Here is an 11,255-nt window from a genome sequence, read left to right on the forward strand (position 1 = left end):
TGCCATGTTATAAAAGAAAGCGCATACATAATTAGGACTTGAACCGGAAACTAAGATTTTATTAGAATGGGAGATAAGAAAACCTTATTGATGATAAAAAGGAGGACGACATGCAGCTTCAAGAGCTTCATATGCTCGTAGTTTTAGCTGAGGAGTTAAACATGAGAAAGGCGGCTGAACGGCTTTTTGTGTCTCAGCCGGCTTTATCTCAGCGCTTACAAACAATTGAAAAGGCGTGGGGCACAAAAATCTTTTTAAGATCCCAAAAAGGATTAACGGTAACGCCGGCCGGTGAGAAAATTATTCAGTTCGCGAATGATGCGACGTTAGAGCAGGAAAGAATAAGAGAAAATATTGATGAGCTTGAAGGTGAGATTCACGGCACACTGAAGCTTGCCGTCGCCTCCATAATCGGTCAGCATTGGCTCCCAAAAGTCCTAAAGGCGTATGTGGAAAAGTATCCGAATGCAAAGATATCGCTCATTACCGGCTGGAGCAGCGAAATGCTGAAAAGCTTATATGAGGATCAGGTTCATATCGGCATTATAAGGGGAAACCCTGAGTGGAAGGGCCGTAAAGACTACTTAATGACAGATCACCTGTATTTAGTAGATACTGAAATATCCTGCATCGAAGATATTGCCCATACAGAACGGCCGTTTATCCAGTTTAAAAGCGACAGCACGTATTATCAGGAAATTCAGCACTGGTGGCATCAGAAATTTAAAACGTCGCCAAAACAGACGATCTTGGTTGACCAGATTGAAACGTGCAAACAAATGGCACTGCACGGAATCGGTTATGCCATTTTGCCGTCTGTTACCCTTCAAAACGAAGATAAAGTCAACAAAATGCCTCTGCTAGATACGAAAGAGCATCCGATCGGACGGGATACATGGCTATTAGGCTATGAACCTGCCTTTGAGCTGAAGCAAGTTCAAGCTTTTGTTCAAGTAATAAAGGATATGCTTGATCAGGAAAATCCATTTTAAGAGACAGCGATGTGCTGTCTTTTTTTATTTTCTGTATTGACAATGAAAATCATTATCATTTAAAGTGATACATATGGTATTGAAAATCATTATCAATTGATGGGGTGATAACATGGCTAAAGCCTTGATTACATATGCCAGCATGTCAGGAAATACAGAAGATATTGCTGTGATTATAAGAGATGCGCTTCAAGAATATGAGCTGGACATTGACTGTATCGAGATAGAAGATGTAGATGTAACTGCTTTGACATCCTACGATTATGTGCTGATTGGCACCTATACATGGGGCGATGGCGATCTGCCTTACGAAGCGGAGGATTTTTTTGAAGCGGTTAAACAGCTTCAGCTTAATGGTTTAAAAACAGCCTGCTTCGGATCAGGAGATTATTCATATCCAAAGTTTTGTGAAGCCGTCAATTTATTCAGTTCCATGCTGCAAGAGGCGGGAGCTGCTGTTTACCAGGAAACATTGAAAATCGAACTGGCGCCTGAAACAGATGAAGATGCAGAAAGCTGCCGAGCGTTTGCGAAAGGTTTTCTTGCTTGGGCTGATTATATGAACAAGGAAAAAAGCCATGTTTCATAAAGGAGCGACTGCTGTCACGGCATCTGCATTTTCCGGTTATTTTGTGGCGGTACAAAGAGAAGGCATTTTTCATTATTCTTTGGAACAGGGCTGGAAAAAGCTTTTTCGTTTGAAAAGCAAAATACATTGCATCAGCTACATAGGGCCTTACTTATTCGGGGTCGGTGAAAAAGGGACGGTCATACGTTCGTCTGACGACGGGAAAACCTGGACGATGTCGAGCTTTCCCACAAATGCAGCAGTGTGGACGATTGCCGGCCGAAACGACGGGTTTGTTTGCGCCCATGGCAAGCACTGCATTTATGTATCGGAGGATTTTGGGGGTACATGGCGCGTAGCCAAACCTTTTGCGGACTTTCATAACCCGCCTGTTATCCGTTCGCTGTGCCTGCATGGCGGCAGTCTTTTCATCGGAACGCAAATACACGAATATTTTGGAGGCATTTGGGCTTACGACCTTACACGTGATACTGTCCAAATCGTTAAGAAAGAGGAAACCCGAATGACGGCATCCATGCTCGTATTTCATGGAAAATGGCTGGTGGCGGCGATGGGTTCTGTGAAAGGAAATCATGGTGCTGTCACTGTACGCAATATGCTGACTGATGAAGAGTTCACCGTACAATCCAGCTTGATTAGAAAAGAAGAATCGTTTCTTGATCTTTCAGAGGATGATGGAATTATATATGTCACTGCAACGCAAGATGAAAATGGTTATTCGAGAATTTACCAGGCGGATCTCGAAGCCCGGTCGTTAAAATGGTTCGATACCATTAAGGGGCACGGATGGAGAGTGGCCAATCGCAAAGAGAATTTCTTTTGTGCAGGCTTGTATGAATGTAAGTTTGTCCAGCCGTACAAAGTTTCAGCAATGATTCAGTAGAGGAGGAAAGGCATTGGGGAAGATTTTGCTCGTTTATGCAACAATGTCAGGCAACACTGAAGCAATGGCAGATTTGATTGAGAAAGGGCTTCTGGAGGTGAAAGCGGAAGCAGACCGTTTCGAAGCGATGGATATTGATGATGCACAGCTGTTTAATAATTATGATCATATTATGATGGGAACCTATACGTGGGGAGACGGAGATCTGCCCGATGAATTTTTAGACCTAGCTGAAGACATGGATGAAATAGATTTTTCCGGAAAAACATGCGCTGTATTCGGCTCCGGTGATACAGCGTATGAATTTTTCTGCGGGGCAGTAGATACGCTCGAAGCAAAAATAAAAGAGCGCGGAGGCGAAATTGTGCTGCCTTCAGTGAAAATCGAAAATAATCCAGAAGGTGAAGAAGAGGAAGAATTAATGGAGTTCGGGAGACAATTCGCAAAGAAAAGCGGCTGCGCTGTCTGACCACCACTGGGAACTGCTCAAGCGGCTGTTCCTTTTTTTCTTGTCTTTGCATCTTTCCTTTGATACAGTAATGAGGTAGAAAATCAGGAGGAGGACTTTACATATGAAAATGATGGATGCAAATGAAATTATTTCATTTATTCAAAATAGTACAAAATCTACACCTGTAAAGGTTTACGTGAAAGGTGAGCTGGAAGGAATCAATTTCGGCGAATCTGCGAAAGCTTTTATTAACGGAAACACCGGGGTCGTTTTCGGTGAATGGAGCGAAATCCAAACCGCAATTGAAGAAAATCAAAGCAAAATCGAAGACTATGTGGTTGAAAATGACCGCCGCAACTCTGCGATTCCAATGCTTGATCTTAAAAATATCAAAGCGCGTATCGAGCCGGGCGCGATCATCCGCGACCAAGTTGAAATCGGTGATAACGCAGTCATCATGATGGGTGCTTCTATCAATATCGGTTCAGTCATCGGCGAAGGCACAATGATCGATATGAATGTTGTCCTTGGCGGACGAGCTACTGTCGGAAAAAACTGCCATATCGGCGCGGGTTCTGTGCTTGCGGGTGTTATTGAGCCGCCATCCGCTAAACCGGTTGTCATTGAAGACGATGTTGTGATCGGTGCAAATGCTGTTGTGCTTGAAGGCGTAACAGTAGGTAAAGGAGCCGTTGTTGCTGCGGGAGCGATCGTAGTAAACGATGTTGAGCCTTACACAGTCGTTGCAGGAACACCTGCTAAAAAAATCAAAGACATTGATGAGAAAACAAAAGGCAAAACTGAAATCAAGCAGGAATTACGCCAGCTGTAAGGAATCGTTTGATAAAAAGGCGTGGATAATATATCCACGCCTTATTCGTATAGGCAGGAGGAATGAAAATGAAGAAAGAGGAGCTCATCGCAATACGCAGGGATCTGCACCGTATACCGGAGCTTGGATTTCAGGAGTTCAAAACCCAGCAGTATTTATTACAGGTCTTGGAACAATATCCGCAAGACAGAATTGAAATTGAGAAATGGCGAACAGGGCTTTTTGTCAAAGTGAACGGGACGGCACCGGAAAAAATGCTGGCGTACAGAGCGGATATCGACGCTCTTTCAATTGAAGAGCAGACCGGCCTCCCATTCGCATCAGAGCATCACGGCAACATGCACGCCTGCGGACACGATCTGCATATGACGATTGCTCTCGGCATTATTGACCATTTTGTCCACCATCCAGTCAAACATGATTTGCTGTTTCTGTTTCAGCCGGCAGAGGAAGGGCCTGGCGGTGCGGAACCAATGCTTGAGAGCGATGTATTAAAAAAGTGGCAACCTGATTTGATCACTGCGCTGCATATTGCTCCAGAGCTGCCGGTAGGCACCATCTCGACAAAAAGCGGCCTCCTTTTTGCGAATACCTCTGAGCTTGTCATTGATCTGGAAGGAAAAGGGGGACATGCGGCTTATCCGCATTTGGCCGAGGACATGGTTGTAGCGGCAAGCACACTTGTCACCCAGCTGCAAACAATCATTTCTAGAAACACAGATCCGCTGGACAGCGCCGTTATAACAGTCGGTACCATTACCGGCGGCTCAGCGCAAAATATCATCGCTCAAACAGCGCACTTGGAGGGCACGATCCGCACGCTTTCTGAAGAATCGATGAAGCGGGTAAAGGAACGGATTGAAGATTTGGTAAAAGGAATCGAAATAGGGTTCCGCTGCAAAGGAAAAGTGACATATCCTTCTGTATATCACCAAGTTTATAATACGAGCGGACTGACAGAAGAATTTATGTCTTTTGTTTCTGAACATCAACTGGCAAAAGTAATCGAAGCAAAAGAAGCAATGACTGGAGAGGATTTTGGCTACATGCTGAAAAAATACCCAGGCTTCATGTTCTGGCTCGGCGCTGATTCTGAACATGGGCTTCATCACGCTAAGCTGGATCCTGATGAAAACGCAATAGAAACAGCGGTTAACGTCATGACAGGTTATTTTTCTGTATATGCCAATTAAATACAAATGAAAGAATAAAGTACCATGAAATGAGCACTCTAGTAAACGGAGGTGTTCAATGATGGCTAAAAAAATTGGAATTGAACAATCGCTGTCAGATGTAGAAGCTGCATTAAAAGAAAAAGGATATGACGTTGTCATGATGAAAAGCCCTGCCGATGCAAAAGGCTGTGACTGCTGTGTCGTAACAGGACTTGATAACAATGTGCAGGGGATAGCCGATACGGTAACACAAGCATCTGTCATTACAGCTTCCGGGATGACGGCTGAAGAGATTTGCAGCGAAGTTGAAAGCAGAATCCAGTAAATGAAAAACCGAAGCAAAGAGCTTCGGTTCTTTTATTTATTCTGTTTCTTTAGGGAAAGCGCGGTCAAGTGCGGTTTTTATTTCCTTTCTAAGCACTCGCTCGACCCGCCACTGTTCCATATTTTCTGTTTTGGCAATGACTCTGATCACAATTTCGGAAGTTCCCAGTTCTTGAATCCCAATGACATTTGGGCCTTCTTTTATTTGGGGGAGAGCGGCGGCTGTTTCATCACATACTTGCTGTAAAATGTGAATCGTTTCATCAATGTTTCTTTCAGCCGGCACTTTAATATCAACAAGAGCCTGCATGGTGCCCCGAGAATGGTTGCTCACGTTTGTGATGTTTCTGTTGGGGATGTAGTGCAGTGTCCCGTCAAAGCTGCGGATTTGAGTTGTTCTTAAGCCAACCTGCTCGACAATTCCGTCAAAGGTGGAAACGGTAATATAATCTCCGACATCCAATTGTTTTTCAAGCAAAATAAAGAAACCTGTCACGATGTCGCTGACAAGCCCTTGGGCGCCAAATCCGACAGCCAGTCCGACAATTCCTGCTCCCGCTAAAAGAGCGCTTGGATCGTAATGAAACAAATCCAGAACCATGACGAAAAATATAAAAATCAATATGTAAGCAAATATGTTAAGAGTCAGGCTTCGGAGCGTATGGGCACGCCCGATGGACAAACTGTTTTGCTCCTCGAATTTTGCAAACAGATGTTTAATGATTTTCATGCCTAATGATCGAATAATAAAATAGAGCAATAACATAATGATGAGTTTAATGAGCAGAACACCGGCATTTGTAATTAGACCCGCCCAATCGTATTGTTTAATAAAATCCATTGTTGGAGCTCCTTTTCTGAATTGATTGCTGCACATTGAGATTTGTTACCCTATACATAAACATGTTAAACGTTTTATTCAAAAATGTCGAAACCAAAGACATCTGTGATTTGTTAAAAATTGACTCGAAAAATCTGCTCTTATATAATAGGCATTGTGATGGTGTTAACGAAATATGGAATAACATCCTTTATTTTCATGTAAATTCGGCTTTTAAGCCAAATAATAAATTGGAGGGATACATATGGCAGAACGTATGGTAGGTAAACAAGCTCCTCGTTTTGAAATGGAAGCAGTCCTTGCAAGTAAAGAATTTGGCAAAGTAAGTCTTGAGGAAAACATGAAAAGTGATAAATGGACAGTGCTGTTCTTCTATCCAATGGACTTCACTTTTGTTTGTCCGACAGAAATTATAGCAATGTCTGACCGCTATGACGAGTTCGAAGACCTTGATGCTGAAGTCATCGGGGTTTCAACTGATACCATCCATACTCATTTGGCGTGGATTAATACTGACCGTAAAGAAAACGGTCTTGGCCAGCTGAAATATTCGCTTGCTGCTGACACAAACCACGAAGTATCCCGTGAATATGGCGTTTTAATTGAAGAAGAAGGTGTAGCTCTGCGCGGATTGTTTATTATCAATCCTGAAGGCGAGCTTCAATATCAAACTGTTTTTCATAACAATATTGGCCGTGACGTTGACGAAACGCTTCGTGTTCTTCAAGCGCTTCAAACTGGGGGACTTTGCCCTGCCAACTGGAAACCAGGCCAAAAAACACTTTAATTCTTTCTAAGAACGAAAAAAGGGTCTGACATCATGGTTAGACCTTTCTGTTTAATAGGAGGGTAAAGCAATGAAATTACGGCAGCCAATGCCTGAATTGACTGGGGAAACAGCATGGTTAAATGGTGAAGTAACGAGAGAGCAATTGGTCGGGGAAAAGCCGACGCTTATTCACTTCTGGTCGATCAGCTGCCATTTGTGCAAAGAGGCGATGCCGCAAGTGAATGACTTTCGGGATAAATATCAAGATAAATTGAACGTTGTAGCTGTGCATATACCTCGTTCCGAAGATGATCTTGATCTTGGAAAAATTAAAGAAACAGCTGCTGAGCATGACATCACTCAGCCGATTTTTGTCGACAGTGATCATGCATTAACCGATGCGTTTGAAAATGAATATGTGCCTGCATACTATGTGTTTGATCAAACAGGGCAGCTCCGTCACTTCCAAGCTGGCGGGAGCGGTATGAAAATGCTTGAAAAACGTGTGAACCGCGTTCTGGCTGAAACAGAACAGGCATCTGAATAGTCTTCATCATAACCTGATATTCATCAGGTTTTTTATTTGTTCAAAAAAGTAAATGAAGAAGAGTAAGAAGATTATTTTTCCAAATTTGGGCATGAGAAATGGTGGATTGTTTGATTGATACGCTAAAAAGTAAGCTGATTTCTGATGTTTTCCCGCAATTTTAGATAAATTTCATGCCCCAAAACTCGAAAATTGTAGATAATACACTAAATTTCAATAAAGAAGTAAGTAAAATATATATTTTCAACATTATACCAATTAGACTCAAAAGCCCTTGATCCCTTGAGAATAAAGGACTCTTTTAAAAAATAAAACCTTTTCAGAAAATAAGGAATTTTTCATAGAGTAAATATAATAGTAAAATGCTAAAATAATAGTTGATAAAATTACTTTTGTAATCTAATATCTTAATTATGATGTTAATTTTGATAGGGGGTACATTGAGGAATGTTTAATGAAAGAGAAGCTTTGCGTTTGCGGTTGGAACAATTAAATGAAGCTGAAGTGAAAGTCATACGTGAATATCAAATTGAACGCGACAAAATATACGCAAAATTAAGAGAGCTGGACAGAAATGGAAGCCCTTCCGACATCAAAAAGGATTTCCGTTCTGAAAAAAAATCTGACCCTCTGCCGGTTCTCGCTGAGCTTGCAGCTCAAGAAATCAGAAGCTATCAGCCGCAATCACAGCAGCAGTCTGTTCAGCCTCAGCTTCAATCTATTTCCTCTCTTCCTGCCGGTATACCAGACGGAACAACACGAAGAAGAAGAGGAACGGCAAGACCGGGGTCAAAAGCAGCTAAGCTGCGTGAAGCTGCAATTAAAACATTGAAACGACACAATGCCGCGATTAAGAGCTCCGAGCTTCAAAAGGAGATTGAAAAAGAAAGCGGTCTTGAAATCCCTAATATGACAACGTTTATGCAAAGCTTAATTAAAATGTATCCGGAAGTGAAAAAGCCGTATCGCGGCCAGTACATTTTAGAAGGCGAAATTGAATCTGCGGAATCAGCAGAATCTGCAAATGAATAAATATACACAGAAAAACTGCTTGGCGTGGCTCAAGCAGTTTTTTTATTGAGTTTTTTTCTGTGAAGGTTTGTTTTCTTTTTCAAGGTTAAGCTTATACACCCACTTTTGATAAGGTTTTTCTTCAGTGGCTCTGCTTTTCAGCTTCTCGATTGTATGGCTCATGGCCTGGTCTGATGATTGGGCGCGGGCAAGCTGTTTTTGAAGCACATGTATCTGTTTGGTGACATCTTCAAGTATGGTTTCTACATGGTTTGGCTGCGGATAGACCGCTGGAGTTTCTTCTTCTGTTTTTTCTTTTTGTTTCGTGCCGCCATCAATATCGGCAAAATGAGAAGCAATCCAGGCATCGCTTTCATCAAGCTGCCGTTTATACGATATAATAGTTTCGTGAAATAATTTTTCTTTCGATTTTTCTATTTCGAGTAGCCTTTCTTTCGTTTCTATGATTCGGTCTTTCATATGATCAACTTCTATTTTAATATGTTTTAGCTGATATTCTTTTTCTACCATTTGCTCTTTTAGACGGCCGTTTTCGGATTTTATCAATTCTGTTTTTTGTTTTGCCTGAAGCAGGGCGTTCTGTTCCTGTTCAATAGAGGCTTCAAGATGGCTGATTCGCTGATGCAGATGTTTATTTTCTTCTTCAATTTTAATTTTAGCAATATGAAGCTTCTGTTTTTCTTGGATTTCAGTTTTTCGTTTGTAGGTTTCAGCAGAAAGAAGCTCCTGCAAAGCTACGATTTTATCAAGCAGTTCAGCTCTGATTTGGTGCAGGGTTTGGCTGGTATGGGAGGCGTGTTTTTCTTTCGTTGACATGTTTGTCAATTCGGCAGACAACTGCTGGAGTTTTTCTTTCATATCGTTATTTTCCTTGAGCAGCTTGTTATTTTTCTGGTGGAAGTAGCTTGCTTCAAGTTCGGCAATCAGCTTATGACACCTTGAAAGCTCTGATTTTAAATAAAGGTTCTCCTGAGATACGTCGTGGAAAAAAGGACCTGATCTTTTCATTCGAACCATCTCCCTCATGATGTTAACACTACAATATGCAAATACTGAACAGCTATTCCTCTTTAATAAACAGACAAGCAGTGGCGTGGGAGCTTTGCTTTTGCTATGCTTTTAACGAACTAGAGGTGAGAGAATATGGAACATATCAACGTACTGCTGGCTGGAGGAGCCTCACGGCGCTTCGGGGAACCGAAGGCGTTTGTGAAATGGAGGGGCCAGATGCTTTACGAATGGGCCAAAAAGGCGCTGGGAGAACATACCGTTATCATCAGCCGGTCTGAGTTTATTGATAGATTTCAAGAAAACGGTGAAAATGAAGTGTATCAAGATGCTGAGCCTTTTCAAGGCATGGGGCCATTGGCTGGTATATATACCGCATTTAAAAAGACAGACGGTGATCTTTATACTGTTCTTTCCTGTGATACGCCGCTGATACAAAGAAGGACAATGCTGGAGCTTGAGCGTCTGATGACTGCCGGTGCAGATGCGGTCGTCCCGATTTCAGACGGCCGGGAGCAGCCATTGATTGCCATGTACCATAAACGAATTATGCCCGTCCTATATGATCAGCTTTCTAATAAGAGACTAAGAATATCAGATTTGTTAGGCCGTATTTCGGTTAGTTACGTACAGGCTGAAGAGATTGGGGCAGACCCGGCGGAGTTTATCAACGTCAATACACGTCATGATTTTAGGCGCTTGGAAGAAAAAACGCACTCCTTCAGGCGGGACTGATGGGGCAAAAACGTGTTAAGATGGCATAAAAGATAAGGAGAACAGATTGATGAAGGAGCGTTATTCACGGCAAATCAGATTTAAGCAAATTGGGGAAGAGGGCCAGAAAAAACTGGCAGACAGCCATGTCCTTGTTGTCGGAGCGGGAGCGCTTGGCACTGCTGGAGCTGAAGGGCTTGCCAGAGCGGGAGTCGGCACCATTACCATTATTGACCGTGACTATGTGGAGTGGAGCAATCTGCAAAGACAGCAGCTTTATACAGAAAGCGATGCCAAGCTCCGTATGCCGAAAGCCATAGCTGCCAAAGAGCGTCTATCAGTGATTAACAGCGGAATACATATTGAGGCCCATGTGGCCGAAGGAACAGCTGAAACGCTTGCACCGCTGATTGAAAAGGCAGATGTTGTGATCGACGCGACAGATAATTTTGAAACCCGCATGCTGATAAACGATCTTGCCCAGAAAACAAAGACACCGTGGGTCTATGGCGCCTGTGTAAGCAGCCAAGGGATGTTTATGACGGTTATTCCGGGAGAAACGCCTTGTCTGTCTTGTTTGTTTGAGCAAATTCCTGTAGGCGGGGCGACGTGTGATACTGCCGGCATCATTCCGCCCGCTGTGCATATCGTTTCGGCCTATCAGCAGGCTGAGGCCTTAAAGCTGTTAACCGGCCAAACAAAAGCGATACAGCGCGGTTTTGTGACGTTTGATGTCTGGAACAACTCGCATATGAACATTAACGTGAATCATGTACGCCGTGAGGATTGCCCGTCTTGCGGAGCACATGCGGTTTATCCGTATCTCCAAGATTGGAACACACCAAAAGCCGCTGTGCTTTGCGGCCGTGATACAGTTCAGATAAGGTCGGAATCATTAAAAAGAATTCCGAAACAGGAGCTCATCAAGCGGCTGAAAACAATCGGCAAGGTCGAGGCCAATGCGTTTTTGATGCATATTTTTTACGAGAATTTCAGAATCGTCATCTTTAATGACGGACGGGCACTGGTGCATGGAACAAATGATGTGAAAGAAGCCAATTCCGTGTTGGCAAGAGTGATTGGATTGTAACAACAGGA

14 protein-coding genes are annotated in these 11,255 nt (G+C 42.9%); 12 read left to right on the top strand and 2 right to left on the bottom strand.

Going from position 1 to position 11,255, the window contains the following annotated elements; genetic code table 11:
* The first annotated feature begins 110 nt into the window (after nucleotides 1-110).
* The 7 genes from ccpC (at nucleotide 111) to G4P54_RS07460 (ending at nucleotide 5,247) form a co-directional block, all read left to right on the top strand.
* The gene (ccpC, locus tag G4P54_RS07430) at nucleotides 111-992 is read left to right on the top strand and encodes a transcriptional regulator CcpC (protein WP_024716243.1); all 882 of its coding nucleotides are present in this window, start codon (nucleotides 111-113) and stop codon (nucleotides 990-992) included.
* 112 nt (nucleotides 993-1,104) lie between these two features.
* Complete coding sequence (locus tag G4P54_RS07435) at nucleotides 1,105-1,581, top strand: flavodoxin (RefSeq protein ID WP_024716242.1); 477 nt, start codon at nucleotides 1,105-1,107, stop codon at nucleotides 1,579-1,581.
* Nucleotides 1,571-2,464 carry an exo-alpha-sialidase gene (locus G4P54_RS07440; protein WP_167872247.1) on the top strand — a complete coding sequence of 298 codons (894 nt, stop codon included), beginning with the start codon at nucleotides 1,571-1,573 and terminating at the stop codon, nucleotides 2,462-2,464. Before G4P54_RS07435 ends, G4P54_RS07440 begins: the two co-directional genes overlap by 11 nt.
* Nucleotides 2,465-2,477: 13 nt before the next feature.
* Nucleotides 2,478-2,933 carry a flavodoxin gene (locus tag G4P54_RS07445; protein ID WP_167872248.1) on the top strand — a complete coding sequence of 152 codons (456 nt, stop codon included), beginning with the start codon at nucleotides 2,478-2,480 and terminating at the stop codon, nucleotides 2,931-2,933.
* Nucleotides 2,934-3,036: 103 nt separating this feature from the next.
* Complete coding sequence (gene dapD / locus G4P54_RS07450) at nucleotides 3,037-3,747, top strand: 2,3,4,5-tetrahydropyridine-2,6-dicarboxylate N-acetyltransferase (RefSeq protein WP_003218680.1); 711 nt, start codon at nucleotides 3,037-3,039, stop codon at nucleotides 3,745-3,747.
* 68 nt (nucleotides 3,748-3,815) lie between these two features.
* A complete protein-coding gene (locus G4P54_RS07455; RefSeq protein ID WP_167872249.1) occupies nucleotides 3,816-4,940 on the top strand; it encodes an N-acetyldiaminopimelate deacetylase in 1,125 nt (374 codons plus the stop codon).
* A 61-nt stretch (nucleotides 4,941-5,001) separates the two neighbouring features.
* Nucleotides 5,002-5,247 (top strand): YkuS family protein, encoded by a 246-nt coding sequence (locus G4P54_RS07460; RefSeq protein ID WP_167873844.1) that lies wholly within the window; start codon nucleotides 5,002-5,004, stop codon nucleotides 5,245-5,247.
* A 36-nt stretch (nucleotides 5,248-5,283) separates the two neighbouring features.
* Here G4P54_RS07460 and mscT read toward each other — a convergent pair whose 3' ends face one another.
* The gene (mscT, locus tag G4P54_RS07465) at nucleotides 5,284-6,087 is read right to left on the bottom strand and encodes a small-conductance mechanosensitive channel protein MscT (RefSeq protein ID WP_167872250.1); all 804 of its coding nucleotides are present in this window, start codon (nucleotides 6,085-6,087) and stop codon (nucleotides 5,284-5,286) included.
* Between the two features lie 244 nt (nucleotides 6,088-6,331).
* On the opposite strand from mscT, the gene ahpA reads away from it, so the two are divergent.
* From ahpA to rok, 3 genes are all read left to right on the top strand, one after another.
* The gene (gene ahpA / locus G4P54_RS07470; RefSeq protein ID WP_024716237.1) at nucleotides 6,332-6,874 is read left to right on the top strand and encodes a biofilm-specific peroxidase AhpA; all 543 of its coding nucleotides are present in this window, start codon (nucleotides 6,332-6,334) and stop codon (nucleotides 6,872-6,874) included.
* Nucleotides 6,875-6,944: 70 nt separating this feature from the next.
* The gene (gene ykuV, locus G4P54_RS07475) at nucleotides 6,945-7,403 is read left to right on the top strand and encodes a thiol-disulfide oxidoreductase YkuV (RefSeq protein ID WP_167872251.1); all 459 of its coding nucleotides are present in this window, start codon (nucleotides 6,945-6,947) and stop codon (nucleotides 7,401-7,403) included.
* Nucleotides 7,404-7,850: 447 nt separating this feature from the next.
* Nucleotides 7,851-8,435 (top strand): transcriptional regulator Rok, encoded by a 585-nt coding sequence (gene rok / locus G4P54_RS07480; protein WP_167872252.1) that lies wholly within the window; start codon nucleotides 7,851-7,853, stop codon nucleotides 8,433-8,435.
* 42 nt (nucleotides 8,436-8,477) lie between these two features.
* On the opposite strand, the gene G4P54_RS07485 is transcribed toward rok, so the two are convergent.
* Entirely contained in the window at nucleotides 8,478-9,443 is a 966-nt protein-coding gene (locus G4P54_RS07485; protein ID WP_167872253.1) for a coiled-coil domain-containing protein, read from the bottom strand.
* Nucleotides 9,444-9,578: 135 nt separating this feature from the next.
* Here G4P54_RS07485 and G4P54_RS07490 point away from each other — a divergent pair, with 135 nt between their 5' ends.
* Both G4P54_RS07490 and G4P54_RS07495 read left to right on the top strand, forming a co-directional pair.
* Nucleotides 9,579-10,178 carry a molybdenum cofactor guanylyltransferase gene (locus G4P54_RS07490; RefSeq protein ID WP_167872254.1) on the top strand — a complete coding sequence of 200 codons (600 nt, stop codon included), beginning with the start codon at nucleotides 9,579-9,581 and terminating at the stop codon, nucleotides 10,176-10,178.
* A 49-nt stretch (nucleotides 10,179-10,227) separates the two neighbouring features.
* Entirely contained in the window at nucleotides 10,228-11,247 is a 1,020-nt protein-coding gene (locus tag G4P54_RS07495) for a MoeB/ThiF family adenylyltransferase (protein ID WP_167872255.1), read from the top strand.
* Nucleotides 11,248-11,255: the final 8 nt, after the last annotated feature.

It is taken from the genome of Bacillus tequilensis (assembly GCF_012225885.1).
GTDB classification, from domain to species: domain Bacteria; phylum Bacillota; class Bacilli; order Bacillales; family Bacillaceae; genus Bacillus; species Bacillus tequilensis.